Origin of the sequence: Streptomyces sp. SudanB5_2050 (assembly GCF_964272335.1) — a bacterium.
GTDB classification, from domain to species: Bacteria; Actinomycetota; Actinomycetes; order Streptomycetales; family Streptomycetaceae; genus Streptomyces; species Streptomyces rochei.
Genome location: NZ_OZ186760.1, coordinates 3,613,022 through 3,638,959 on the forward strand (window position 1 = coordinate 3,613,022; position 25,938 = coordinate 3,638,959).

The 25,938-nt window shown below is 75.5% G+C and carries 18 protein-coding genes; 15 read left to right on the forward strand and 3 right to left on the reverse strand.

Going from position 1 to position 25,938, the window contains the following annotated elements:
* Nucleotides 1–12: 12 nt before the first annotated feature.
* Complete coding sequence (locus tag ACFZP7_RS16025; RefSeq protein ID WP_385634664.1) at nucleotides 13–3,195, reverse strand: AAA family ATPase; 3,183 nt, start codon at nucleotides 3,193–3,195, stop codon at nucleotides 13–15.
* A 357-nt stretch (nucleotides 3,196–3,552) separates the two neighbouring features.
* On the opposite strand from ACFZP7_RS16025, the gene ACFZP7_RS16030 reads away from it, so the two are divergent.
* The 3 genes from ACFZP7_RS16030 (at nucleotide 3,553) to ACFZP7_RS16040 (ending at nucleotide 7,182) form a co-directional block, all read left to right on the forward strand.
* Nucleotides 3,553–4,236 (forward strand): LuxR C-terminal-related transcriptional regulator, encoded by a 684-nt coding sequence (locus ACFZP7_RS16030; protein WP_086875593.1) that lies wholly within the window; start codon nucleotides 3,553–3,555, stop codon nucleotides 4,234–4,236.
* A gap of 163 nt (nucleotides 4,237–4,399) precedes the next feature.
* A complete protein-coding gene (locus tag ACFZP7_RS16035; protein ID WP_019326679.1) occupies nucleotides 4,400–5,089 on the forward strand; it encodes a DUF4255 domain-containing protein in 690 nt (229 codons plus the stop codon).
* A gap of 86 nt (nucleotides 5,090–5,175) precedes the next feature.
* Nucleotides 5,176–7,182 carry an ATP-binding protein gene (locus ACFZP7_RS16040; protein WP_385638460.1) on the forward strand — a complete coding sequence of 669 codons (2,007 nt, stop codon included), beginning with the start codon at nucleotides 5,176–5,178 and terminating at the stop codon, nucleotides 7,180–7,182.
* A 19-nt stretch (nucleotides 7,183–7,201) separates the two neighbouring features.
* On the opposite strand, the gene ACFZP7_RS16045 is transcribed toward ACFZP7_RS16040, so the two are convergent.
* Nucleotides 7,202–8,650, reverse strand: coding sequence for an RICIN domain-containing protein (locus ACFZP7_RS16045; RefSeq protein ID WP_385634665.1), 1,449 nt, complete (start codon nucleotides 8,648–8,650; stop codon nucleotides 7,202–7,204).
* A gap of 89 nt (nucleotides 8,651–8,739) precedes the next feature.
* The gene (locus ACFZP7_RS16050; protein ID WP_385634666.1) at nucleotides 8,740–10,209 is read right to left on the reverse strand and encodes a DUF4157 domain-containing protein; all 1,470 of its coding nucleotides are present in this window, start codon (nucleotides 10,207–10,209) and stop codon (nucleotides 8,740–8,742) included.
* Nucleotides 10,210–10,495: 286 nt separating this feature from the next.
* Between ACFZP7_RS16050 and ACFZP7_RS16055 the strand changes: the two genes are divergently transcribed.
* The 12 genes from ACFZP7_RS16055 (at nucleotide 10,496) to ACFZP7_RS16110 (ending at nucleotide 25,934) form a co-directional block, all read left to right on the forward strand.
* Complete coding sequence (locus ACFZP7_RS16055) at nucleotides 10,496–12,109, forward strand: phage tail sheath subtilisin-like domain-containing protein (RefSeq protein WP_019326683.1); 1,614 nt, start codon at nucleotides 10,496–10,498, stop codon at nucleotides 12,107–12,109.
* A gap of 56 nt (nucleotides 12,110–12,165) precedes the next feature.
* Nucleotides 12,166–12,609 (forward strand): phage tail protein, encoded by a 444-nt coding sequence (locus ACFZP7_RS16060; RefSeq protein ID WP_019326684.1) that lies wholly within the window; start codon nucleotides 12,166–12,168, stop codon nucleotides 12,607–12,609.
* Nucleotides 12,609–13,106 carry a hypothetical protein gene (locus tag ACFZP7_RS16065; RefSeq protein WP_019326685.1) on the forward strand — a complete coding sequence of 166 codons (498 nt, stop codon included), beginning with the start codon at nucleotides 12,609–12,611 and terminating at the stop codon, nucleotides 13,104–13,106. The genes ACFZP7_RS16060 and ACFZP7_RS16065 overlap by 1 nt, the downstream gene beginning before the upstream one ends.
* Nucleotides 13,103–13,261 (forward strand): DUF6760 family protein, encoded by a 159-nt coding sequence (locus tag ACFZP7_RS16070; protein ID WP_019326686.1) that lies wholly within the window; start codon nucleotides 13,103–13,105, stop codon nucleotides 13,259–13,261. The genes ACFZP7_RS16065 and ACFZP7_RS16070 overlap by 4 nt, the downstream gene beginning before the upstream one ends.
* 3,531 nt (nucleotides 13,262–16,792) lie before the next feature.
* Entirely contained in the window at nucleotides 16,793–17,545 is a 753-nt protein-coding gene (locus ACFZP7_RS16075) for a hypothetical protein (protein WP_385634667.1), read from the forward strand.
* 73 nt (nucleotides 17,546–17,618) lie between these two features.
* On the forward strand, nucleotides 17,619–18,041 hold the full coding sequence (locus tag ACFZP7_RS16080; protein WP_385634668.1) for a phage tail protein: 423 nt from the start codon (nucleotides 17,619–17,621) through the stop codon (nucleotides 18,039–18,041).
* A gap of 39 nt (nucleotides 18,042–18,080) precedes the next feature.
* Nucleotides 18,081–18,803 (forward strand): LysM peptidoglycan-binding domain-containing protein, encoded by a 723-nt coding sequence (locus ACFZP7_RS16085; protein WP_220672230.1) that lies wholly within the window; start codon nucleotides 18,081–18,083, stop codon nucleotides 18,801–18,803.
* On the forward strand, nucleotides 18,803–20,728 hold the full coding sequence (locus tag ACFZP7_RS16090) for a VgrG-related protein (RefSeq protein ID WP_385634669.1): 1,926 nt from the start codon (nucleotides 18,803–18,805) through the stop codon (nucleotides 20,726–20,728). Before ACFZP7_RS16085 ends, ACFZP7_RS16090 begins: the two co-directional genes overlap by 1 nt.
* 73 nt (nucleotides 20,729–20,801) lie before the next feature.
* Nucleotides 20,802–21,299: a GPW/gp25 family protein gene (locus ACFZP7_RS16095; protein WP_031016184.1), complete on the forward strand. Its 498-nt coding sequence runs from the start codon at nucleotides 20,802–20,804 to the stop codon at nucleotides 21,297–21,299.
* Nucleotides 21,299–23,257, forward strand: a complete 1,959-nt coding sequence (locus tag ACFZP7_RS16100; RefSeq protein ID WP_385634670.1) for a putative baseplate assembly protein — start codon at nucleotides 21,299–21,301, stop codon at nucleotides 23,255–23,257. Before ACFZP7_RS16095 ends, ACFZP7_RS16100 begins: the two co-directional genes overlap by 1 nt.
* Nucleotides 23,254–23,826, forward strand: a complete 573-nt coding sequence (locus ACFZP7_RS16105; RefSeq protein WP_019326692.1) for a phage tail protein — start codon at nucleotides 23,254–23,256, stop codon at nucleotides 23,824–23,826. The genes ACFZP7_RS16100 and ACFZP7_RS16105 overlap by 4 nt, the downstream gene beginning before the upstream one ends.
* Nucleotides 23,823–25,934 (forward strand): NADase-type glycan-binding domain-containing protein, encoded by a 2,112-nt coding sequence (locus tag ACFZP7_RS16110; RefSeq protein WP_385634671.1) that lies wholly within the window; start codon nucleotides 23,823–23,825, stop codon nucleotides 25,932–25,934. Before ACFZP7_RS16105 ends, ACFZP7_RS16110 begins: the two co-directional genes overlap by 4 nt.
* Nucleotides 25,935–25,938 lie beyond the last annotated feature (4 nt).

The window sequence follows — 25,938 nt, forward strand, 5'->3', positions numbered from 1 at the left end:
CGGGGTTCCGCGTCAGGCGCGGCCGGGCGGACGGGGACCCAGGGCGGCCGGGAGTTCGGTGCGGCGGCGTATGCGCAGCTTCCGGTAGGTGCTCGTCAGGTGGGTCTCCACGGTGCGCCGGGCCAGATGCAGCAGGTCGGCGATCTCGGTGTTGGTGCGGCCGGCGGCGGCCAGCTCCGCGATCCGGCGCTCGCTGCCGGTCAGCGCCCCGGAGCCGCTCTGGGCGGTCGCCGGGCTCCGGGCGCCGCTGTCGCGCAGGGCCTGCCCGGCCAGGGCGAGCAGCCGTACGGCGCCCTTGCGCTCGGCCAGTTCCGCCGCCTCGCGCAGACGGTCCCGGGCACGGCCGCGTTCCCCGGCGGCGAGGAGTTGGCGCCCCTGGGCGAGCAGCGCCTCGGTCAGCTCCATGCCGGTGTCCACGGGCGCGTCCCGCAGGGTCCGTACGGCGTCCTCGGCCAGCTTCAGGCCGCGCCGCCCACCGGTCGCGGTGCCCAGCACGCGCAGGGCGCGGCCCACCGTGCGCGGGGTGTTCCACACCCGGGCCAGCCGCAGTTCCTCCGTCGCCAGGGCCAGCGCCTCCTGGCCGCCGCCCAGCGCCAGACGGCACTCGGCGACCGCCGTCCGCCACGGCGTGACGACGGGGCTGACGACGTCGCGGGCCGCCTGCCGCCGCCCGCACTCCAGGAAGTCGTGGAGCGCTCCCACCCTGTCCCCGGCGGCGGCCCGCTGCACGCCCCGTGCGTACAGGAAGCGGTTCAGCTCCCAGGACTCCGGTGCCCGGCGCAGGTCGAAGGCGTCCGCGAACCGGCCGGCCGCCTCGGTCCGCCCGGTGTGGACGAGCGCCATCAGGGCGTGCGCGTCCCGGTTGGTGGGGCCGGTGCGGGAGGCCGCGGCGCCGGTGCGCGGGCCGCCGGGGAGCAGGCGGGCGTGGTCGCCGCGGGCCGCGGCGATGTCGGCACGGGTGTTGAGCAGCGCGTGCTGCATCGGGTGCAGGAGCGCGGGGTGCTGTCCGGCGAGCCCCCGCTCGACGAGCCGTTCCGCCTCGTCGAGTTCGTCGGCCCACTGGGCGACCGCGGCGGCCGTCCCCAGCAGGAACGGCTCCGCCAGCGGGTCGCCGGGCTGCGCCAGCAGGGCCCGTACGCGGGTCATCGCCTCCCGGGCCGAGATCAGCCCGGCGGTCGCCCCGTACCGCACCAGCAGCGCCTGGCCCGCGGTGCCCAGCACCTCCGGGGAGCGCTCCCCGGTCTCGCACAGCCACCGGTACACCTCCTGACGCGTCGCCAGGTCCTCGTCGGACAGCAGCGCGCCGGCGGCCTGCACGGTGCGGGTGAGGCCCGGGTGTCCGGCCAGCCGGCCCTCCGTGCGGCGCAGTACGTCCATGGCCGTACGGATCTCGCCGCGGGCCGCGAGGGCGGTGCCGAGGGCGACGGCCGTGCGGACCCGGTTGCGGGGGTCGGCCGGCAGATGCTGGGCCTCGGCGAGGCGGGCGATGGCGGCGGGGGCGTCGGCCGACGCGTACTCCAGGGAGCCCAGTTCGGTCAGCAGCCGCTGCCGCAGGTCGTCGGCGAGCGGCTCGTCCAGCGCCCGGCGCAGGTAGGCGACGGCGTCGGCGGGCCGGGCGTCGTGCACCGCGACCGTGACGGCGTCCCGCAGCACGCGCAGCGCCCAGGGCAGGCCGACGGCCGGCGTGCGCAGCAGGTGCCGGGCGACCGCCTCGACCCGGCCGCCGCGGCGCAGCGACGCCTCCGCCGCCGCCCGGTGCGCGGCCTCCCGTCGGGGCCGGGGCCAGCCGGTGAGCACGGCGTCGCGCAGCAGCGGGTGGGCGTAGCGGGGGCGGCCGGAGGCGTCCCGCCGCAACAGCCCGAGCCGTGTCATGGCGGCGAGCCACCCGGCGACCCGGGCGGGGTCGGCCCCGGCCGCCTCGGCGAGCAGGTCGACGGGGTCACCGGGGTCACCGGGGTCCACACCGGCGGACGGACCATCCGGGCCACCCGGGCCGCAGGCGACCGCCCCGCCTGACGCCCGGTCGCGGCCACCGGCGTCCGCGTCGGCGGGCGGCCCGGACCGCCCGCCCAGGATGCCGCCCCCGGCGAACAGCCCGCCCTGACCAGCCGCATCCGCCCCGACGAACACACCGTCCTCGCCACCGGAACCCGCCCCGACGAACACACCGTCCCCAACACCGGAACTCGACCCGGCGACCGCGTCGTTGCCGGCACCGGCGCCCGCCCCTGCGGACGGACCCGTACGGCCCTCGGCACCCCCACCGACGGGCGGACCGACCGGGTCCGGGGTGGCCGTCGGGTGGTCCGTCGCCCCGGTCGCCGGCCCCGTCGGATCGGGGTCCGGGCCCGTGGGCCAGGCCTGTTCCAGTGCGGCCAGGCAGCGGGCCACGTCGGCCGTCTCGGGGCCGGCGCTGTTCAGCCACCAGGAGACGGCGGCCGGGTAGCTCCCGGGATACAGCTCGGCGCAGGTGGCGGGCAGCGGCGGCACCGCGTCGGCGGCACCGCCGTGCGGGTACGGGACGCCGCCCAGGTCGTCCAGGAGGGCGTGCAGCAGCAGCGGACTGCCGGCACCGGCCCGCACGCACTGGGCGGTCCAGCGCGGCCCGGCCCCCGGGAACGCCTCCCGGACGATCCGGGCGGCCGCCGCGTCGCCCAGCGGGGCGAGGGTGTGGGTGCGCACGAGGGAGGGCGACAGTGCCTGGGTCAGCCCGGCCGGCCGCGGCTCGATGTCGTACTGGCTGCGCTCGGTGACCACCAGCAGTACCGGTAATCGGTCCAGCCGCCGCGCCGCCTCCAACAGCCAGCGCCGCGAGGGGTCGTCGGCCAGGTGGACGTCGTCGACGGCCACCAGCAGCGGCCCCTCGTCCGCGTACGACCGCAGCAGCCGCCACAGCCGGGCCGCGCTGCCCCGGTCGTCGCCGCCCGGCGCGAGGTCGGTGAAGTCCGGGACCGGACCGAGGAGTTGCAGGATCGCGGCGAGGGGCACCGAGGTGTCCTCGGGTGAGCAGCGCGCGCGCAGCACCCGCAGTCCGCGGTCCGCGGCGTGCTCGACGGCGCTCTCCAGCAGGGCGGTCCGTCCGGTCCCGGTGGCGCCGCGCAGCAGGACGAAGCCACCCGTGCCGGCCCGGGCGCGCTCGGTCTCGGCCGCCAGCAGCGCCTGGGCGTCGTCGCGTTCACGGAGCGGTCCGGTCATCGGGTGCCTCCTGTGGTGGATGGTGCTCCCCCGGTCTGTGAGACGTACGAATGCCGACGAGGGTGGTGTGAGGTGGCCCACGCGCGGCACGGGTCTTCCGTGGGCCGGACGGCCGCTGTGGCGAGGCTCACGGTGGCGCGCACCGGCGGCCACGCTCTCGCGCCCCCTTGCGCGAACCCTCCCCGACCTGCCCAAACGCCCCTCCGGACCACGCCGGTGGCGGCTTCGGCCGTGGTCTCGTGGTGTACCTCGTGGTGCTCCACGATTGCGCGGTCCCAGCAGTCACAGAAGTGTGGAACACGCTCATCCGCCATCGGCCAGTGCCGAACGGCGGGCACGTGAACAGGGGGGAAACGGTTGCTCAACTCACCCCGGGCCACCACCTCGACCGCTCTCGGCACCGGCCGGACCACCGGTGTCACCGGCACGCGCGTCCCGGTGGCGGTGTCCGCTCCGGACCCGATCAGCCGCGAGGGCGCGGTCAGCCAGTTGCGCCGGCATCCGGAGATCGACCTGCGCGAGGAGTCCGGCCCCGGCACGGTGGCCCTGCTCATCGAGGACGCGCTGGACGAGCAGGCGCTCACCCGGCTGCGGCGGATCGTGCGCAGTGAGGGCGCGCGCGCCGTGCTCGTGGTCGGCGCGATCCGCGAGAACGAACTGCTGGACGTCGTCGAGTGCGGGGTCGGTGCCATCGTCTGGCGCCACGAGGCCACCGCCCACCGGCTGGTGCAGGCGGTGCTGGCCGCCGCCCGCGGCGACGGTGACCTGCCCGCCGATCTGATCGGACGGCTCATCAGCCAGGTGGGCACCCTGCACCGGGGCGCGGCGGGCCGCCCGGGCGCCCCCTCGCTGGGTCTCGCGCCGCGCGAGGTGGACGTCCTGCGGCTGGTCGCCGAGGGTCTCGACACCGGTGAGATCGCCGGCAAGTTGTCCTACTCCGAACGCACCGTCAAGAACGTCATGCACGGACTCACCACGCGGCTCCATCTGCGCAATCGCGCGCACGCCGTGGCCTATGCCCTGCGGGAAGGCTACATCTGACCGAACGGGCAATCGAGGGCGGCCCCTTGGGGTCGCGGGGGCACGCCGCCCTGCCCGGCCGCCGTCCCCGGCGCGCCTGCGGGCCGGTCGCGCCCCGGGGCACGATCGGGACGGACGGCGTCCGGTCAGGACGGCACACGGTGGGCAGGGCGGGAGCGCGAGCGTGATCCACGAGGTGGACGAGGTCCTCAAGCGCCTCCTCGGCGGCGGCGCGTTGGCGGGTTCGGGCATCGACGTGTCCTTCGAGGCACCGACCCGGGACTGGGCGGCCCGCCGCAACGCCCCCTCGGTCAACGCCTACCTGTACGACATCCGGGAGGACGTGGCCCGGCGGCAGCGCGGTCAGATGGCGGTGCGCGACCAGGACGACATCGTGGTGCGGCGCCGCCAGCCACCGCGCTGGTTCCGGTTGTCGTACCTGGTGACGGCGTGGACGAAGACGCCGCAGGACGAACACCGGCTGCTGTCCGCCGTCCTCGCCACCCTGCTGCCCCGCGAGCTGCTGCCGCCCGCCGAACTACCGGGCTCCCTGGGGGAGCTGGGCCTGTCGGTGCCGCTGACGGTGGCCGGCATCCAGACGGAGTCCCGTTCGCTCGCCGAGATCTGGTCCGCGCTGGGCGGCGAACTCAAGCCGTCCCTGGACCTGGTGGTGACCGCGCCCTTCCCGGCCTTCCCGGAGTACGACGCGGGGCCGCCGGTCACCGAGGGCGCCACGGTCCGGGTGCGCGACCTGGCCGACGACACGGCGGAGCCCGTCGGGCGCTCCCACCGGCCCCATCAGGTCGCCGCCGCCCGTGCCGCCCGCGCCGCCGCCCGCGGGACCCGGGCCGCCCGCCCCGCGGACCCGCGGTGAGCGCCCCGCCCGCCGCCTCCGCCGACGCCCCTCACGGTGAACGGCCGGGCGTGGACCTCCCGCACGGTGACGGGTCCCCCGGCGCTGTGCGGGAGTCCCCCGGCGCCCCCGCCCACGCCCACGCCCTGCTCGCCCGGCTCGCCGCGGTGCGGGAGCGGGTGACCGCCCTGGTGGAGCAGCGGGCCGCCGGAGATCCCACCGCCGACGACCCGCTGCGGGGCCTCTACCTGTCCGACGAGGCGGTACGCCACCTGCTGCGCACCTGGCGGCCCCCGGCCGCCGGCGACGCCGCCGCCGGCCCCGCCCCCGGCGCGGACCGGTCCGGGCCGGCACCCGACCGGCTGGCGTCGCTGGCCGGCCGGACGGGCCTGACCGAGCTGGACGTCGCCGTGCTGCTCGTCGCCCTCGCCCCCGACGTCGACCGCACCTTCGAACCGCTCTACGGCTACCTCAACGACGACGTCAGCCGGCGCCGGGCCACCGTCGGTCTCGCCCTCGAACTGTGCGCCGTACCCCCGCACACGGCGGCGGCCCGCGCCCGCCTGCACCCCTCGGCACCCCTGCTCGGCCTCGGTCTGCTGGAGGTCGAGGAGCCGGAGCGCCCGTTCCTGACCCGTTCGCTGCGCGTCCCCGACCGGCTGACCGGCCACCTCCTCGGTGACGACGCCCCGGACGCGGCGCTGCTCGGCCGTCTGCTCCCGATGCCGGAGCCGCTGCCCGCCGACCCGGCCGCCGAGGAGTTCGCGCACCGGCTCGCCGCCCGCCTCCTGGCCGGCCCGCACACCGTCCACCTGCGGGAGCAGCGGGAGGGCGACGGCCTGGCCGCCGTCGCCGCCGCGCTGCGCCTCGCGGGCCTCGACGCGCTGCACTGCCCGGACCCCGGGGAGCATGTGCCCGAGCTGCTGCGCGAGGCGCGACTCGGCGGCCGGGCGGTCGTCGTGCCGGGTCTGCCCGAGCAGCCCGGCCCGCTGGTACGGGCGCTGACCGCGGCGAGCGACGTGACCGTGCTGATCACGGACCCGCGCCCCTACGACCCGCACTGGTCGCCGCACGACCCGCTGGTGCTGGAGGCCCCGGGCCGCCGGGCCGGCGGGGCGTCCGCCTGGCGGGCCGCGCTGGGCCCGGACGCCGACGGCTTCGACCTGGCCGCCACCGTCGCCCCGTACCGCCTCGGCGGCGACCGCGTCCGGCGGGCCGCCGAGGCCGCCCGCGCCCTCGCCGCCTTCGACGGCGGCCCGGTCACCGCCGCCCACGTCCGGCTCGCCGCCCGCCGCCAGTCCGCGTCCGGTCTGGAGAGCCACGCCCGCCGCATCCGGCCCGCCGTCGACTGGACCGATCTGGTCCTGCCCGACAAGCCCCTCACCCAGCTGCGGGAACTGGCGCTGCGCGCCCGGCACCGCGACCGGGTCCTCGGCGACTGGCGGCTCAGCGCGGGCGGCGGGCGCGGGCGGGGCGTCCTCGGCCTGTTCGCGGGCGAGTCCGGCACCGGCAAGACCCTGTCGGCCGAGGTGGTCGCGGCCGACCTGGGCCTGGACCTCTACGTCGTCCAGTTGTCGTCGATCGTCGACAAGTACGTCGGCGAGACCGAGAAGAACCTGGAGCGGATCTTCACCGAGGCCGACCGCACCGACGCCGTGCTCCTCTTCGACGAGGCCGACGCGGTCTTCGGCAAGCGGTCCGAGGTCAAGGACGCGCACGACAAGTACGCCAACATGGAGAGCGCCTATCTGCTCCAGCGGCTGGAGTCCTTCGACGGCATCGCCCTGCTCACCACCAACCTCCGGGCCAACATCGACGAGGCGTTCACCCGCCGCCTGGACCTGGTGGTGGACTTCCCGTTCCCGGACGCGGAGCAGCGGCTGGCCCTGTGGCGGCACGGCCTGACCCACGTGCCGTCCGCCGAGGGCATCGATCCGGCGCCGCTGGCCCGGGACTTCGAGCTGGCCGGCGGTTCGATCCGCAGCGCGGTGGTGACCGCCGCCTACCTGGCCGCCGGGCGCGGGGACCACGTGACGGCGGGCGACCTCCTGGAGGGCGCCCGCCGTGAGTACCGCAAGGCCGGGCGGCTGGTGCCCGGCGAAGGCGGCTGGTGACCGCCGGCCCGTCGTCGGGTCAGTCCTTCTCCACCGGGACGATCTTCCACTCCTGGTCGTCGGTGTTGGTGCAGTTGTAGAGCGTCAGCCGGGCGAAGAGGCCGCCGCCGTCGGCGTTGCTCACGTCCAGGCACTTGTTGTCGCTGACGACGTTGCGGATCCAGTAGTCGCCGCTGGGCTGCTTGTCGATCCACCACAGCTGGTTGTCGGCGAGCGTGCCGTCGCAGTGGAACTCGGAGACGGGCGTCGTGATGGGCCGGGCGCCGAACTCGCCCAGGTCCATGCAGAGCTTGTCCTTGACGTTCCGGATCTGGAAGAGGGCCGCGCCGCCGGGGCCGCCCTTCTCGTCCTTCACCTCGAGGTCCCAGATCTGGTTGTCCCCGTCGGTGTCGTCGCAGACCGCCTGCTGCACGGGCCCGTTGACCTCCCCCTGCTCACGGCCGGGGAGTTCGGCGCACATGCCGGTGGTGGCGTTGCGCAGCAGGACGTTCTGGGCGGGCACCACCGGCTTCGGCGGCGCGGGCTTCTCGGACTCGCCGCCGCCCCCGCCTCCCCCTCCCCCTCCGCCACCGCCGCCGTCGTTCTTCGGCTCCTCGGAGGCCGGCTGCTCGGGTGCGACCGGTTGCTCGGGGGGCGCCTCGGGCGCGCTGGGCAGGGTCTCGGCCGAGGCGCTGGGACTGGGCGCGAGGGCGGCACCGGCCTGCTCGACCTGCTCGGTGGCGCTGCTGCGGACCTGCGGCTTGTACGCGATCCAGATCATCACGAACGCGATGGACAGCGCGAGCGCGAACCCGAAGAACGTCGCCAGCCAACGCGGCAGGAACCCACGCTGGACGTACGTCCCCTCCACCTCCGTCGGATCGACCCCGGAACGCCGCACCGCCAACGTGAACGGCCGCTCCTCCTTCGACCCGAACCAGATCACCTGCCGCGGCTTCAGCGTCGTCTCCACGAACGCCGCACGACCCGGCTCGATCTGCACGTTCCCCGGACGGATCTCGTACGACAGGTGGTCGCCGGTGTCGCTCCCCGACACCGACGCCGTCACCTTGGTGTTACCGAGGTTGTCCACCGCCAGGCGCGGCCGGCCCCGGAACCGCCCCTTCACGGTCGGCGGCACCAACTCCGCCCGCACCTCCGTGAACGGCGTGACCGTCAGGTTCCCCTCCGGGACCGTCACCGCCTCCGGATGCTCCGTCGGCGTGATCCGCACCGCGTACGGGTTCGGCCCCGCCACCGCGTCGGACGTGCGCGGCGGCGCGAAGGTCAGCTCGACGGTACCGGTGGTACCCGGGTAGAGCCTGAGCGTCTGCGGCTCGGCCGTCGTCCACGGCGCCACATCCCCCACCGGCTCGAACCGGTACTCGTCCACCACATCGCCGGTGTTGCGCACCCGTAGCCGCACCCGCGTACTGCTGCCGGGATCGACGGTGACGGACGCGGGCTCCAGGGAAGTCCAAAGGCTCACACCTCGACGCTAGGTCCCCGGCGGCGTCCCGTCAGGAGCCACCGGGGCAGACCCCTGTGCCCCGGCGGACCGGTCGAGCGGCCCGGGGGTCACGACGCCGGCTGCGCGAAGAGGGCGTTGAAGTACATCCGTCCGACGCGCTCCTGGATCTTCGCCCGCCGTGGCTTCTTCGCGAAACCGCGCCCCTCCTCCTCGTCGTACTTGCTGTTGCCCAGTTCCGCCGTGATGGCATCCAGCAGGCGCTGCTGCCCGGCATCGCCGCTGGTCCGCACGTAGTTCACCAGCGCGGTCCAGGGGTTGGCCAGGTTCACGCCTTCCTGGGTGGCCCGCGCGCGTACGGCACTGGGGATGGTGTTGTCGGCGCTCGTGTACTCGGTACGCAGCTGACCCGTCAGCGCGTTCTCGTTCACCAGGATGTTGTGGTACTCGACCAGGGCGCGGCGGCCGCCGGCCATGTTGACGTCGAAGCCGTCCTGGTGCTGCTTGAGGTGCCCCATCTCGTGCTGGATGGTCTGCGCGACCGTGTAGCCGCCCTCGGCGACGCTGTTCGTCAAAATGATCCCGTACTGCGCCAGGTAGCCGCCGCCACCGGCCTGTGCCACCACCTCGCTGGCCGGCGTACTGCCGTCGTGCCAGCCGTTGACCTGCTGGACGGTCAGCTCCTTGTCGGCCGCGCTCAGGCCGACGACACAGCCGTCCGGGTACTTCCCGAAGGGCACGTCGGCCCGGACACCGGGCGGCACCTCGACGATCTTGACGGCGCGGGTGATGCCCAGCGTCTCCGTCGCCGACGCGATCAGCGCGGTGTCCAGGGCCCGCTGCACCACGGCCTTCGTCGCCCCCGTACTGCGCTGCACGGCGCCGTCCTGCTCGCCCCCGTGGGCCCCGACGGCCCGCTGTGCCACCACGGACGGCGCGGTGCTCGCGCCCGCCTCGAAGGCGGCGCCGTCGGTCTCCGCGGCGCGTTCGGAGTCCTGGCCCGGGTCGGTGACGGTGACGCCCGCGCCGTTGTCGTTGCCGGTCTCGCGGACGCCGCGGAGGTTCTTGTCCAGGTGGCTGGCCTCGTGCGCCAGGATCCTGGTGTTCCCGACCGCCGACGGGCCGAGGAAGATGTCCTTCCCGACGGTCATGGCCTGTGCGCCCAGGGCCGCCGTCGCACGCTGGGCCGTGGGGTTGTCGTGCACGCGGCCCTCGGAGAGCCGGTCGTTGCGGTAGAACGCCTTCGCCTGGCTGAGGAAGGCCCCCGGGAGCGGACTGCTCGGCGTGGCCTTGGCGGCTTCGAGGAGGCCGCGCTGGTTCTCCGGGGCGGTGTCCAGGGCCGCTCCGTGTCCGCACCCCGGACCGTGTTCGTGCCGGACGGCTTCCCGCTGCACCGGGGCCGGGTGCCCGCAGCCGGGTCCGTGCCGGTGCCGTCCGGCCTCCACCGTCCGCGCCACGGCCGCGTTCCCCGCCGCGTGCTGGAGGTCGAGCATCCGCTGGACCGGCGCGCTCGGCGGGACCACGGGGCGGGTGGACTCCCGTTCGTCGGACGTTCGGCTCCGCGTTCCGTGCGCGCGCACGATGCTCCCTTCGACACCGACGGTTGACCACCCAGCCTCACCCGGGCACCCCCACCGCCGACAGGGCAACGAGGGCAACTCCCGGGGCAGAAGGAGGCGCACAGGACGCGGCGGGGGGACGAAAGCGTGGATCGGCGGTGGCGCGTCCATGGGGCCGCCTGCCCCAACAGGCACAGCCGGGGGCAGAGTCGGTGCCCGCGCTCCGGCCCCCGGGGCCGTTTCGGCGGGCGCAACGCGCGCGCGAGGCTGAGGGGCGTCCTGTCTCGTACCCCGAGGAGAGCAGAGCATGCCGTCCTACCTGTCGCCCGGCGTCTACGTCGAGGAGGTGGCCAGCGGCTCGCGCCCGATCGAAGGGGTGGGCACCTCGGTCGCGGCCTTCGTCGGGCTCGCGCCGACCGGCCCGCTGAACGAGCCCACACTGGTCACCAACTGGACCCAGTACGTCGCGGCGTTCGGTGACTTCACCGACGGGTACTACCTCGCGCACTCCGTCTACGGGTTCTTCAACAACGGCGGCAGCGCGGCCTACGTCGTCCGCGTCGGCGGTTCCGCCGAGGACGCCGCGGCCGACGGCTCGGGCACGGCCGCCGCGCCGGCCGCGGTCACGGGCTCCGCCGCCCCCGCCGCGCTCCCCGCCGCCGAGCCCAGGCAGCTCGGCACCTTCGCCGTGACGGCCACCGCCGCCGGCCAGAACGGCCCGCTCTCCGTCGAGGTCGCCGACCCCGAGGGCGAGGGCCCCGCCGAGCGCTTCAAGCTGATCGTCAAGGACGGCGACAAGCCCGTCGAGACCTTCGACGTGAGCGCCAAGAAGGGCAACCGCGCCTATGTCGTCACCCAGGTCAAGGAGCGCTCCAAGCTCATCACCGTGACGGAGGCCGCGCCGTCCGCGCAGCTGGCCCGCCCGGAGAACCAGACCGTCGCCCTTCCCGCGCCGCCCGCCGCCCCGGTGGACAAGGCCGCCCCGGCCGCCGCGCCGGGCGAGGTCGCGCACCCCGGCCCCGCGCAGTACCTCGGCGACTCCGCCGACCGCACCGGCTTCGGCGGCCTGGAGGCCGTGGACGAGGTGTCCATGGTCGCGGTGCCCGACCTGATGGCCGCCTACCAGCGCGGCGCGATCGACCTGGAGGCCGTCAAGGCCGTCCAGCTCGGTCTGATCGCCCACTGCGAGCTGATGGGCGACCGCGTCGCCGTCATCGACCCGCCGCCCGGTCTGAACGCCCGCCAGATACGCGTCTGGCGCCAGGAGACGGCCGGCTACGACTCCAAGTACGCGGCCCTGTACTACCCCTGGATCAAGACCTTCGACCCGGCGTCCGGCCAGTCCCGGATGATCCCGCCGAGCGGCCACGTCGCCGGCATCTGGGCCCGCAACGACTCCGAGCGCGGTGTGCACAAGGCCCCCGCCAACGAGGTCGTCCGCGGCGCCGTCGACCTCGAACTCCAGATCACCCGCGGCGAGCAGGACCTGCTCAACCCGATCGGCGTCAACTGCATCCGCGCCTTCCCGGGCCGCGGCATCCGCGTCTGGGGCGCCCGCACCCTCTCCTCCGACCCGGCGTGGCGCTACCTGAACATCCGCCGGTACTTCAACTACCTGGAGGAGTCGATCCTGATCGGCACCCAGTGGGTGGTCTTCGAGCCGAACGACCACAACCTCTGGGCCCGCATCCGCCGCAACGTCTCGGCGTTCCTGGTCAACGAGTGGCGCAACGGCGCCCTGTTCGGCCAGAGCCCCGAGCAGGCGTACTACGTCAAGTGCGACGAGGAGACCAACCCGCCGGAGTCCGTCGACCTCGGCCGGGTCATCTGCGAGATCGGCATCGCGCCGGTCAAGCCCGCCGAGTTCGTGATCTTCCGGCTGGCCCAGTTCTCCAGCGGCAGCGGGGAGCTGGAGGAGTAGGCGCGTCCGTCCGCTCCCCGTAAGCCCCCTCCCATCCCCAGAAGGACAGCGAACACATGAGTCTCCAGCCGGGTGACGCCCTCACTTCACACAACTTCGGCCTCCAGATCGACGGTGTGATGGTCGAGTACCTCGCCGAGGTCAGCGGCCTCACCCTCGAACAGGACGTCATCACCTACCAGCAGAACAGCGCGCAGGGCCGGGCCGAGGTGGCGCTGCTGCCGGGCGTCCAGAAGAACGGCCAGTGCACCGTCGTGCGCGGCATGACCCAGTCCGCGTCGTTCACCCAGTGGATCAACGACTCGATCCGCGGCCAGATGAGCACGGCCCGCAAGAACGCGTCGATCATCATGATGGACTTCCAGGACAACCCGGTGAAGCGGTACAACCTGCGCAACGCCTGGTGCAGCAAGATCGACACGAGCACCGTGAAGGCGGGCGAGGCGGCGGCGCTGACCGAGACCGTCACCATCGTGTTCGAAGAACTGGTCATCGAGTAATGCGGCGTACGGCTGCCAAGGCACCGGCCGCTCCACCCCAGACCGCGGCGGCGGGAGCGGACTTCCCCCGTTCTGCTCCCGCCGCCGCTCCGGCGGAGGTCCCCGCCGACCCGGCGCCCCGCCGGCAGCTGGTCACCGAGTTCCCCTTCGAGCTGCCGCGCGGCTACGTCGACGAGTCGGGCACGCTGCACCGGGACGGTGTGATGCGCCTGTCGACGGCCCGGGACGAACTGGTCCCGCTGCGCGACGTGCGCGTGCAGGAGAACCCCGCGTACCTGTCGGTGGTGCTGCTGGGCCGGGTCATCACCCGGCTCGGCACGCTGACGATGGTGCACGACGGGATCGTGGAGAACATGTTCGCCTCCGACCTGGCGTTCCTCCAGGACTTCTACCGCCAGATCAACGCGGAGGGGCACACCCGCGCGGCCGTGCAGTGCCCGCACTGCTCGGAACCCTTCGAGGTGGAACTCGGCGGGAGCCGCCTGGGGGAATCGTGACGTACGCGACCGACCGGCTGCACGAGGAGATCGCGTACGTCGCCTACCACTTCCACTGGGGCCTGGACGCGATCCTGGACCTGGAGCACCAGGACCGGCGCCGGTACACGGAGCAGATCGCGTCCCTCGTGACGCGCGGCGCGGCGGAGGGCTGACCGGTGGGATTCCTGGACCGACTGCGGGGACGCGGCACCGGCACCGACGGAGCGGCGACCTCCGGGCACGGCCCGACGGCGAGTCCGTCCACGCCGGGGACGGCGGGAACGGCGGGGACGGGAGACGTGCCGGGGGCTTCGGGCGGAACCGGCGCTTCCGACGTCTCGGGGGCTCCGGACGGGTCCGGGGCGGTCGGCGCCGTCGCGCCGCCCGTGGCCGTCGCCGCCTGGACCGGCCTGCCGCCCATCCAGCGGGCGACGGACGACCGGCGGACCGGCGTCGCGGACTCCGGGTTCGGCGGACGGCTGCCGACGTGGCAGAACCCGTCGTTCAGCGGGATGCCGTCCCCGGCGGTCCTGGACCCGGCGGCCGGCCACGGCCTGCTCTCGGGAGCGTTCACCGAGTCGGCGCCGCCCGCCACGGCTCCCCCTTCACCGGGGCCGCCGTCGGCGTCCCGGGGCGGTGAGCCGGCGGCGCGGCGCATGCCGGTCGCGCCGCTGCGGGCCACACCGCCGCCCCCTTCGCCGGGGCCCCCTTCGGCGACGGCTCCCACGGGGCGTACGCGGCCCCCGTCGGCGGCCGCCGCGTTTCCGGCCCCTACCCCGCCGGTCCAACGGTCGCCGGCGCAACGGTCGCCGATCCAGCGGTCGCACTCCGCCCGAACGGCGGCGCCCATGGGCCCGGCGTCCCCCGAGGGCCCGGCTTCCGCCGTCAGTCCGGCTTCTCCGGCGGGTCCGGCGCCGTCCCCCGTGCGTCCGGCTCCGGGGGGTCCGGCTGCTCCGGTCAGTCCGGCGTCCCCGGCGGCTCCGGCGTTCCCGGCGGCTCCGGTGGGCACGGCGGCCCCGGGTGCCCGCGGTGTCCGTGCGACGCCCGTGCCGCCCGACGTGTCCCGCGCGCGGGACTCCCTCACCAGAGCGCCGTCCGTACCGGCGGCCGTGCAGCACCGGACCCTGCCGGCGAGCCGCCGGACGACCAGCGCCGGGTCCGGCACCTCGGGTCCGGCACCGTCCCGGGAGGACGGCGACCGAGGCGCCCCCGGCGGCCCTCCCGCCGGGGGCGTGCCCGGGAAGGGCCGGTCCGGTGCCCGCGCGACCGCGTCGGCCGACGCTCCCGTCCAGCGCACGGCACACTCACCCCACCCTTCGCCCGCCCGACCGACGGACTCCGTCCCGCCCCGGGCGACGGCCGCGTCCCCGGACCGGCCGACGGACGGCTCCCCGGCGCGGCCCACCGCGACCCCGCCCGACTCCGGCGCGGGCTCCCTTCCGGGCTCGGGCCCGGCCTCCGGCCCCGGTCCCGGTCCGGGCTCGGGCGTCGGCTCACTCTCCGGTCCGGCACCCGCCACCGGCTCGGTCACCGGCCCCGGCATCAGCGTCAGCCGTAGCACCGGCACCGGCACCGGTCTCCCGTCCCGTGCGGGTTCGGGCTCCGGACTCACGCCCGGTAGCGGCTCGGGTTCGGGCATCGGCTCAGGCCCCGGACACACACCCGCCGACAGCTCCGGACACGGCCCCCGCACCGGCTCGGGCACCGGCGTCAGCTCACGCTCCGGACACGCGCCCGGCATCACCGTCCACCGCAGCCCCGAGCCAGGCTCGGGCTCCGGACCCGCGCCCGGTTCCGGCTCGGGCACCGGCGTCGACGCACGCCCCGGACAGACACCCGGCGCAGGCCCCGGCGTTCGGGGAGGTGTCCCGGCATCCGGCGCGCCGGTGCAGCGCGCCGTCAACCGGCGGGAGACGAGGCCCCCTTCCGGTGGCGCAGCGGACCCTCGCACCGGCGCGACCGACAACCGCGAGGCGGGCAACTCGAGTTCGGGTACGCCGGTCCGGCGGACGACGCCCGGCGACCGCACCCCACCCGCGCCGGGCGCCGGTACCCGCGTACAGCGCGCCACGCCCGGCCCCCACACGAGCGCGTCCGGCGACCGGAGTTCGGCCACGCCGGCAGCCGGCGCGCCGACCCGGTCCACCCCGCCCGTTTCTGGTCCGCACACCGCCGGCGCCGGCAACCCGACCGTGCCGGACGCCCGTACGCCGTCCCCCGGTACACCCCTGCCGCCGGAAGCCCCCGGCCCCCGCACCGCGCCGGCCGGCTCCGACGGCACCACGGCCGGCCTCCCCGTCCAGCGATCCACGCCCGCCACCCCCGCGCCGACCGTCTCCGCCCGGCCCACACTCCCGGCGTCGCGCCCCACGGCCCCCCGGCCCACGTCCGCCTCCGGCGCCTCGTCCGCCGCGCCGGTCCGGCGTTCCGAGCCCCACGACTCCGCGCCGACGTCCGCCACCCGCGCCTCCGGCACCACGCACCCGGACACGCCGGGTCGGCGGGCCGCGTCCGCGGCCGACCCTGCGCCGGGCGCCGTCTCCCGCGGCGACCGTCCCGCCGGGGCCGCTGCGACCGGGCTTCCCGTCCAACGGGCGGTCTCCTCCGACGGCCCTGCCCACGGCAGCGGCACGACCTCCGGTGTCCCGACCACGCCCTCGACGCATCCGACCTCCCGCCCCTCGGGGACCGTCGACCGGGCGACGCCCGCACCCGACCGGACCCGGGCATCGAGCACCCCGGTCCAGCGCTCAGCGCCCCGGAGCGACCGTCCGACCGCGCGCGACGACTCCCCCTCTCCCGGCACCGGTCCCGGCAGCGGCTCCCGCACGGGCGTGGGCACGGGCGACACCGCGCCCACCGGCCCCCTCCCCCCGGTCCAGCGGGCCGTGTCCCGCGGCACTCCGGCACCGGGCCCGTCCCTGCCCGCCACCGCCGGCCTGCCACCGGGGGGTCCTGCCGACGCCGGGCACCGCGCGGCCCCCACCGCACCCACCACCCCTCCCACGGCGAACCGCCCCCTCGACGCATCCGCCACCGAGCCCCCCGTCCAGCGCCGGGCATCGGTGCCGCCCCACCCGGCGGCGCCGGCCGGCCCGGACGTGTCACGCTCCTCGACGTCCGACCGGACCCCCCGTACCCACCCCGCGGCACTCCTCCCGCCCACCGGCCCGGCCGCCCCGCCCCCGGTACAGCGCGCCACGGCCGCCTTCCCGGCCCGACTCGGCCGCACCGACGTCACGTCGGCCGCCGTGCGGCCGCCGACCTCGGGAGCCGTGGAAGGGGCCTCCCTTCCCGTCGGCCGGCCGGTGACCGGGACATCCGCCGCCCGCCACTCCGTCGGCGCCGGCGTCGTACGCGCCGACCGGTCCGCCCCGGACGCCCCCGGCGCCGTACCGCCGGGCCGGCGCAGCACCGCGGCACCCCGCGCGGGCCTCGGCGCGCCCCTCTCGAAGCCTGCGGACGCCCGCCCGGAACCGGCCCCGGCCCCGGCGCCCCAGTCGTCCACGCCCGCCCGCGAGGCCCCCGCCCCCACGCCCCGCCCCGCAGACCGGCGACGCTCGCCCCTGGGCGCGCCCCTGGCCGATGCCCCCTCGGACAGCAGGCCCCTCGCGGCCCCGCCGGTCCAGCGCGCCACCGACCGCGACCGGCCGACGCCCGTGCCCCCGCCCCCGTCCTCGGCGCCCGCCCCTGACGGTCCTGGCGTGCCCGTGCTCCCGCCGGTCCAGCGCGTGATCTCGCCGCCCCCGGCACCGCCCCCGCTCCCGGCCCCCCACTCCCCCGGCACGCCCCCACCCCCCTCGGCCGAACGCACCACGACACCGACCACAGCCACCCCCCTCCACGCGCCCGCCGCTCGGCACGCCCCCGCCGCCGTCCAGCGCACCTCCGCCGCCCGGCCCGCGCCCGTGCCCCTGCGCCGCCCCGGTCCGCCAGGTGCCGCCGCCGTCCACGCCCCGCTGCCCGTGGCCTCCCTCACCCCGCCCCCGGCGGCCCCGCCCCTCGCGCTCCGGCCCGCCGGTGCCCCGGTGGCACCACCCGCGGCGACTTCCCCGGCGCCGCCGGTACAGCGCGCCCCGGGCCGCACCATCGGCGCCCTCGCCGCCGCCGCGTCGGCCACCGTCGCCGACGCCCTGGGACGTCTGCGGCCCCACGCCTCACCGCAGGGGCCCGCGCCGTCGCCGGCCGCCCCGCCGCCGTACCAACCACCGCCGTCGTACAGCGCGGCCACGTCCCCGCCCGGCGGCCGGCCGCCGCACGCGCCGCCCGTCCCGGAGACGGACCCGCCGCCCGCGTACAGCGCGGTCCCCGCGGGCGGGTTCGATCCGCGCGAGCTGACCGACTTCCAGCTGGACGAACTGGTGCACCGCATCATCGGCCGCGTCACCCGCCTGGTCCGCACGGAGCTGCGCATGGACCGCGAACGCGTCGGCAGACTCCGCGACCCCCGCGCCTGACCGGCCCACCCGGCCGCCCCGGCCGAACCCTCGCGCCCCACGGCTCGCCCCACCGACAGAAAGGCCACCCCCGATGCCCCGCCAGGACCCGGGCTCCACGATCTGGTTCACCCTCACCATCGACGGCGAGAGCCTCGGCTACTTCAACGGGTGCGAAGGGCTGTCGTCCCACGTGGAGGTCGAGCAGCGCCAGGAGGGCGGCAACAACGGGTTCGTGTGGCAACTGCCCACCCGCGTCTCCTACTCCAACATCCGGCTGACCCGGCCCCTCACCCCGGACACGGCCAAGGTCGCCAAGTGGATCTCGTCCGTGCAGACCGGCATCAAGCGGCCCACCGCGCAGATCTCGGTGCTGCGCGCGGACGGGTCGCTGGTCGCCCGCTGGGGGCTGATCGAGGTGCTGCCCGTGAGTTGGCAGGGGCCCAGCCTCGACCCCGCGAGCCCGGCCGTGGCCACGGAGGTCCTGGAGATCGCGCACCACGGCTTCACGGACTGACGGCGCCCCCGCCGCAGAGGGACAGAAAGGGAAGAGACCATGGCACAGAGCGGCAAGGGTGCCGGCAAGAGCCTCGTGCGCGCCAACCTCGCCATCCACGAACCGCCCACCGGCACGACCACCACGCCCGGCGCGCTGATGCGCAGGTTCGCCTTCGAGTTCAACCCGGCGCAGTTGTCCCTCACCCAGCGCGCGCAGTGGAAGGCGACGCCGACCATGGCCGTGCGGGACGGATCCAAGCCGGAGTTCATGGGTGCCGACCCTCGGGAGATGTCCCTGGAGATCTTCCTGGACTCCTCGATGAAGCCGGGCGGCAACACCGTGATGAAGAAGGTCGAGTCCCTGCTGCTGTGCTGCGAGGTGACCGCCAAGAGCATCGCCGCCAAGCAGCCCTCGCCGCCCTGGGTGGTCTTCGAGTGGGGCTCCTTCTCCACGGCCCGGTTCACCGCGTACGTCGCGTCGATCGAGGCGCAGTACACCCTCTTCGGCACCACCGGCGTCCCGATCCGCGCCACCTGCCAGGTGTCCCTGGTGGAGATCCCGGGCCCGACCCAGGGCCAGAACCCGACCTCCGGCGCGCTCACCGCCCAGCGCGTGCACCGCGTCGTCGCCGGGGACTCCCTGCAGTCGCTGGCGTGGAGCGAGTACGGCAGCGCGAGCGCGTGGCGGGCGATCGCCGAGGCCAACGGCATCGACGACCCGTCCTCTCTGCCGACCGGAACCGAACTGATGCTGCCCGCCACCGAGGAGGTGCCCCACTGATGGTGCGTCCCGCGTTCTCCAGCATCGTCGAGGTCAAGATCGGCGGCGCGAAACTGCCGTCCGACATCGCGCCCCTGCTCGTGGAGGGCTGGGTCGACCAGGGCGTCGGCGTGCCCGCGGCCTTCCGCCTCACCTTCCGCGACCCCTACCGTCTGGTCCTCGGGAAGCTGAACGTGCAGTTCGGCACCAAGGTCGTCATCACGCCGATCGCCGACGGGCAGGGCATCGGCAACCCGTTGCTGACCGGGGAGGTCACCGGCCTGGAGGCCGACTACGACGGCACCGGCAGTTTCACCGTCATCCGCGGGTACGACTACGGGCACCGCATGATGCGCCAGCGCCGGGTGGCCGCGTACCGCAACCAGAAGGCGTCCGACATCGCCCGCAAGCTCGCCGCCCTGGACGGGGTGTCCATCGGCCGCATCCAGCCGACCAAGGGCATGTACGGGTTCATCAGCCAGTCCAACGTCACCGACTGGGACTTCCTGTCCCGGCTCGCCGACGAGAACAACATGGTGATGTCCCTGGACGCCAAGGGGAAGTTCCGCTTCGTGACGCCCAAGCCGTCGGCGGGGGCGCCCTCGCCGCAGACGGACGGCGACAAGAGCACCTTCGTCCTCCAGGCCGGCCACGACATCCTGCGGCTGCGGGCCGCCGTCACCGCCGCCGACCAGGTGGGCAAGGTCGAGTCGCGCGGCTGGAACGTCACGACGAAGAAGAAGATCACCGAGGTCGCGCCCGCCACCGCCGACCCGGGCTTCAGCATCGGCACGACCCCCGGCCAGGCCGCCGGGAAGTTCAAGCCCGCCAAGCTCGTCGAGACCGCCAACCCCTACGACAAGCAGGACGAGGTCCGGCACGCCGCCCAGGCCCTCGCCGCCGACGTCACCTCCTCCTTCGCCGAACTGGAGGTCGCCGTCTACGGCAACCCCGACCTGCGGCCCGGCGTCCCCGTGGCCCTCTCCGACGTCGGCAAGCCCTTCGAGGGCAAGTACACCGTCACCTCGGTGCGCCATGTCTTCGGCGACGGCAAGCACTACGAGTCCTGGATCACCGTCAGCGGACGCCAGTGGCGTTCCCTGTACGGGCTCGCCTCGGGCGGCGGGGGCGGGGGCGTGGACGCCGCGAGCGCGGCCCGGCTGCCCAGCGTCGCCAACGCCATCGTCACCGACGTACAGGACCCGCTGAAGCAGGGCAGGGTCAAGCTCCAGTTCCCGTGGCTGGACGACACCTACGTCAGCGACTGGGCGCGCACCGTGCAGCTGGGCGGCAAGGGCGGCGGCGGGGTCTTCCCGATGGACGTCGGCGACGAGGTGCTGGTCGGCTTCGACCGGGGCGCGCTGGACCACCCGTTCGTCATCGGCGGGCTCTACAACGGGCGGGACCTGCCCACCAAGGTCCCGGACGTGCCGCTGCACGACGGGCTCAAGAAGCAGGCCGCCCGGCACACCCTGTCCGACCGCCAGGGCAACCGCGTCGACCTGCTCAGCCAGCGCACCGGCGGCCGCAAGCAGGGGGTGCGCATCGCCAGCGGCAACGACAAGCTGATCATCAACCTGGACCGCACCCGGACCGAGATCACCGTCGACAGCAAGGGCTCGGTCAGCATCACCGGCAGCCGCTCGGTGTCGGTGGAGGCGGGCACCAGCCTCACCCTGCGCGGGCGCAGCTCCGTGATGATCGACAGCGGCGGGCCACTCACCCTCAAGGGCAAGGGGCTGGTCAGCCTCACGTCACTGGGCGGGGCCGTCAACGTCAACGCGATGGGCGGCGCCATGAACCTGTCGTCGAGCGGCATGACCTCGATCAACGCCACCGGGATGGTGTCGGTCAACGCCGTTGCCAACGTGAACATCAAGGGCATCAAGGTCGATCTCTTCGGTGCCGTGTTCGTCAACACCGTGAAGTACCCGCTCCCCGCATGACCGGACGACGACTGCCGTGCCGGCCCGCCGGGCCCACGGCGCGCGCAGGAAAACGAAGGCAGGAGGCCCACTGATGGCCGAACAGTTCGTGGGCTCCGGCTGGGCGTTCCCCATGCGGATCTCGCCCACCGGCGGCATCGCCCTGGTCAGCGGCGAGCGCGAGGTCGAGGAGGCCATCCGGCTGGTCCTCGCCACCGCGCCCGGCGAGCGCCCGATGCGCCCGGAGTTCGGCTGCGCCATCCACGACCTGGTCTTCGCCCCGGTCAACGAGCAGACCGCGGGCCGCATCCAGCACGAGGTGTACGCCAGCCTCGACCGCTGGGAACCGCGCATCGAGGTCCACGAGGTCGACGTCAGCTCCGGCACCGACCAGAGCGTGCTCTACATCGACGTCCGCTACTCGATCCGCGGCACCAACAACCCGCGCAGCCTCGTCTTCCCGTTCTACGTCATCCCCTCCCACGAGGAGCCGGACCTGCCCGGCGGCTTCGCCGGACCGGCCGGGACCGCTGGTCCCGGCGGTCCCGGCGGCCTCCCCGGCCACCCCGGCTCTCCCGAAAGCGACCGCTGATGTCCCTGCCCTCCCCCAACCTCGACGACCGCCGCTTCCAGCAGTTCGTCGACGACGCCAAGCGCTACATCCAGCAGCGCGCCCCGGAGTGGACCGACCACAACGTCTCCGACCCCGGCGTCACCCTCGTCGAGACGGTCGCCCACATGGCCGACCAGATCGTCTACCGCCTCAACCGGGTCCCCGAGAAGAACCACCTGGCCTTCCTCGACCTGGTCGGCATCACCCTCTTCCCGCCGTCGGCCGCCCGCACGGACGTCACCTTCTGGCTGTCCGCGCCGCAGGAGGACGCGATCCTGATCCCGTCCGGCGCCGAGGTCGCCACCCTGCGCACGGAGCGGGACGAGGCGGTCGTCTTCGCCACCGAACGCGATCTGGTCGTCGTACCGTGCGCGCTCGGGCACCTGGTGGTGCAGCACCGCGGCGAGCCCGTCACCGACCGCACCACGGACCTCGTCGAGGGCAAGGACCTGCTGTGCTTCGCCGAGGCCCCGCAGCCCGGCGACTGCATGCTGATCGGCCTCACCGCCGCCACCCCCGACTGCGCCCTCGCCCTGGAACTCGACAGCCGCGTCGACGGCGTCGGCGTCGACCCCCGCCAGCCGCCGCTGGTCTGGGAGGCGTGGACGGAGGACGGCTGGCAGCTCTGCGAGGTCGACCAGGACGGCACCGGCGGCCTCAACCGCCCCGGCGACATCGTCCTGCACGTCCCCGGCGGGCACGTCCTGTCCCGCAACGGCGGCCACGAGGCGGGCTGGATACGCTGCCGGGTCACCGACCCGCTGCCCGGCCAGCCCTTCTACACGACCTCCCCCACCATCCGCTCCGCCGAGGCGTACACCATCGGCGGCACCACCCGGGCCGTGCACGCCGAGACCGTCCACGACGAGGCGCTCGGCGAGTCCACCGGCCTGCCCGGCCAGCGGCTGCGCCTGGCCCACGCGCCCGTCGTCGCCGACGACCCGCCGCTGCTGCTGCAGACCGCCGCCGGGGACGGCTGGCAGGACTGGCAGGTCGTCCCGCACTTCGCGGCCTCCGGCCCCGACGACCACCACGTCACCCTCGACGCCGCCACCGGCGAGATCGCCTTCGGCCCCGCCGTCCGCGAACCCGACGGCACCCTGCGCCAGTACGGCACCGTCGCCCCCAAGGGCGCCGTGATCCGCGCCCGCCGCTACCGCACCGGCGGCGGCAGGGCGGGCAACGTGGCGCGCGGCGCCGTACAGGTGCTGCGCACCTCCATCCCGTACGTCTCCGAGGTCGTCAACCGCGAGGCCGCGCGCGGCGGCGTCGACGGCGAGACCGTGGAGGAGGCCAAGCTCCGGGCGCCGATCACCCTGCGCGCCCAGGAACGCGCCGTCACCCTGCGGGACTACGAGGAACTGGCCCGCCGCGCCGCCCCCGAGACCGCCCGCATCACCTGCCTGGAGGGCGAGGAGGGCGAGCACGGCGCCTACGCGGTCCGCGTCCTGGTCGTCCCCCAGGCCGTGCCCGACCCGGGCGGCCGGCTCCGCTTCGAGCAACTCGTCCCCGGCGACGCCCTGCTGGCCCGCATCACCCGCCACCTCGACGAACGCCGCCTCATCGGCACCCGCCTCGCCGTCGGCCCGCCCTACTACCAGGGCGTCACCGTCGTCGCGACCGTCCACGCCTTCCGCGGCGTCGACACCGACCGGGTGCGCCGCCAGGCCCACGACGCCCTCTACCGCCACCTCGACCCGCTCACCGGCGGCGCCGACGGCAAGGGCTGGCCCTTCGGCCGCCCCGTGCAGACCGGCGAGGTCTTCGCCGTACTGCAACGCGTTCCCGGCGTCGAACTCGTCGACGAGGTCGTCCTGCACCCCGCCGACCCCCTCACCGGCAAACGCGGCGACCCCACCGACCGCATCGACCTCCAACCGCCCTCGCTGGTCTTCTCCTTCGACCACCGCGTCCGCGTGATCGGGGACGGCACATGACGACGACGCCCTACCGGGGCTCCGTCGACGGCCTCGGCTCCTCCCTGCCCCTGGGCACGATGCTGCCCGCCGTCTTCGCCGACGACGACCTCGCCCAGCGGTTCGTCGGCGGCCTCGACGACGTCCTGGCGCCCATCCTCAACGTCCTCGATTGCCTGGACACCTACTTCGACCCGGCCCTCACCCCGGCCGACTTCGCCCAGTGGCTCGGCACCTGGGTCGGCGCCGAGACCGACGGCACCGAACCCGAGCCGCGACTGCGCGCCGCCGTGGCCGCCGCCGCCCGCCTGCACCGCGTGCGGGGCACCCGGCAGGGCCTCGCCGAGGCCGTACGGCTCGCCTTCGGCACCGAGCCCGACATCAGCGAGAGCGGCGGCGCCGCGTGGAACGCCCGTCCCCTCGGCCCGTTCCCCGGCACACCCCGCCCCCACCTCCACGTGGCCCTGCGGCTGCCCGACCCGACCCCGGCCGACCGGCACCGCCTGGACGCCCTGGTCGCGGCGGCCCGCCCGGCCCACATGCCCTACACCGTCGAAGTGACCGCCTCCGAAAGGACCCCGGAGAGATGACCACGCAGAACTGCGCCGAGTGCGGAACGCGCGCGGAACCGGGCCAGTCCTTCTGCGACGCGTGCGGCGCCGTGCTCCGCTGGGAACAGGCCGGCACCGCCCGCGCCACCCGCCCGGCCGCCTCGTCCTCGTCCTCGTCCTCGTCCTCGTCCTCGTCCGGCCAGAATCCCGGCTGGGACGCCTTCGACCGCCCCGGCCCCGGCGGCACGGGCGTCCCCCCGGACCGCTCCGGCCTCGCGGGCCGATCGTCCGCCGGATCGGGCCCCGACGGCGACGACGCCCCCGGCCACGGTGCCGGACCCGCGGCCCCGCACCCCGCCCCCGACCGGGCCGACACCACCGGCTCCGGCTCCACACCGGGCGCGGGCACGACGGCGAGCCCCGGCGCGGGCGCCGGATCGGGAACGGCCCCGGACGCAGGGCCGGAAAGGGCTCCTGGCGCGGGCGCGGGCGCGGGCGCGGGGACAGCAACGACTCCGGGCACGGACCCGGCATCGGCATCGGCACCGGGCGCAGTACCCGCCGGTGCCACGGACCCCCACCGCGCGCCCGGCACGGACCGTGGCGCGGAGGCTCCCGCCACCGGAACGGCCGGGAACGCCACGACCCCGGCACCGGAACCGACGGCGAGCCCCGCCGCGCCCACCGCCACCGCCGACACCGTGAGCGCCGCACGCGCGGCGAGGGCGGCGCGTGCCGCCCGCACGGCGAGGATGGCGGCAGGAGCCGCGAGTCTCGCCGGCCCCACCGGCACGACGGCCGGAACCACCGCCTCCTCCGCACCCACCGCCGGAACCCCGGCCACCGCCTGGCAGACAACCCCGGCCTCGACAACCGGGCCCACCGCGACAACCGGACCGGCCGCGACAGCCCCGGCAGCCGGCACGGCCGAAGCACCCGCACCCACACCCACACCGGCCCCACAGCCCACGGCCCCCGCTCCCTCCGCAGCAGCCCACACCGACCCCACCGGCGCCCGTCCGCCCGGCGCCTCCACCCCCGCCTGGTCGACCGACGCCGCGCCACCCCGCACCGCCCCGCCGGCCCCGGAGTCCGCCGCGGCCACGCCAGGCCCCGTACCGCCCCGTACGGACGGCCCGCCGCCCACCTCGCCCGCCGCACCCGCCCGCGACACGGAGGACACCGCTCCCACCGCCCCCCTCACCCCCGAGCACGGCGCCGCCCCGAACGCCCTCAGCGACACCATGAACCACCGGGCGCGCTCCCTCCTGGTCCCCGTCGCCGACCCGGAGACGCCCGCTGTCGCCCCGCCCCCCGCCGTCGCCCCCGTACTGCCCGGCCGACCCGACGCCGACCGGCCGCAGGTGCGCGCGCCCGGCCACCAGCCGGACATCGCCAACGGCCCGCCCTGCCCGTGGTGTTCCACCCCCAACCGGCCCGACCGCCACTACTGCGCACGCTGCGCGATGCCCCTGACGCGCACCGGCGAAGCCGATACGCGCCCCGCCCCGTGGTGGCGCCGCCTCTTCGGCGGCCGGCGCGAGGAGACCCCCTGGGCCGGTGACCGCCCGCGTCTGCGCCGGGTGTTCGACCGCATCGGCACCTGGATCACCCTGGCCGTCGTGATCACCCTGGTGGTCCTCGGCTTCGTCTACGTCCCCGACGGCGTCCAGGCCACCCGCGACCACTTCGCCAAGCGCGCCCCGGTCTCCCCCGACCGGATCACCGCCTCCCGCTCCTTCCCCGGCCACCAGCCGGAACTGCTCGTCGACAAGCGCAGCAACACCTGGTGGGGCCCGGGCATCTCGCAGTCCGGCCAGGGCCAGTGGGTCGAGGTCGGCTTCACCGAGCCGACCCGGCTGCTGGACCTGATCATCACCCCGGGCACCTCCACCAAGCCCGACCAGCTCAACAAGTCGGCGCTGCCGCACCGCGTCGAGGCGACCATCACCAAGAAGGACGGCAGCACCATGACCCGCGACCTGACCCTGGACCAGGGCGCCGGCGGCCAGCGCCGTCCCTTCCGGGTCGGAGAGGTCACCAAGGTCCGCTTCACCATCGAGTCGGCGCACGCGGCCTCCGCGAACAAGCAGGTGGCCATCGCGGAGATCGAGTTCTTCGGCCCCTCCAGCGCCAACCGCGCCTGACCCG

Bases quoted from the DNA above. Each gene is read 5' to 3' on its own strand.
- ACFZP7_RS16025 (WP_385634664.1), bottom strand. From the start codon at position 3,195: ATGACCGGACCGCTCCGTGAACGCGACGACGCCCAGGCGCTGCTGGCG.
- ACFZP7_RS16055 (WP_019326683.1), top strand. From the start codon at position 10,496: ATGCCGTCCTACCTGTCGCCCGGCGTCTACGTCGAGGAGGTGGCCAGC.
- ACFZP7_RS16060 (WP_019326684.1), top strand. From the start codon at position 12,166: ATGAGTCTCCAGCCGGGTGACGCCCTCACTTCACACAACTTCGGCCTC.
- ACFZP7_RS16065 (WP_019326685.1), top strand. From the start codon at position 12,609: ATGCGGCGTACGGCTGCCAAGGCACCGGCCGCTCCACCCCAGACCGCG.
- ACFZP7_RS16080 (WP_385634668.1), top strand. From the start codon at position 17,619: ATGCCCCGCCAGGACCCGGGCTCCACGATCTGGTTCACCCTCACCATC.
- ACFZP7_RS16085 (WP_220672230.1), top strand. From the start codon at position 18,081: ATGGCACAGAGCGGCAAGGGTGCCGGCAAGAGCCTCGTGCGCGCCAAC.
- ACFZP7_RS16090 (WP_385634669.1), top strand. From the start codon at position 18,803: ATGGTGCGTCCCGCGTTCTCCAGCATCGTCGAGGTCAAGATCGGCGGC.
- ACFZP7_RS16095 (WP_031016184.1), top strand. From the start codon at position 20,802: ATGGCCGAACAGTTCGTGGGCTCCGGCTGGGCGTTCCCCATGCGGATC.
- ACFZP7_RS16100 (WP_385634670.1), top strand. From the start codon at position 21,299: ATGTCCCTGCCCTCCCCCAACCTCGACGACCGCCGCTTCCAGCAGTTC.
- ACFZP7_RS16105 (WP_019326692.1), top strand. From the start codon at position 23,254: ATGACGACGACGCCCTACCGGGGCTCCGTCGACGGCCTCGGCTCCTCC.
- ACFZP7_RS16110 (WP_385634671.1), top strand. From the start codon at position 23,823: ATGACCACGCAGAACTGCGCCGAGTGCGGAACGCGCGCGGAACCGGGC.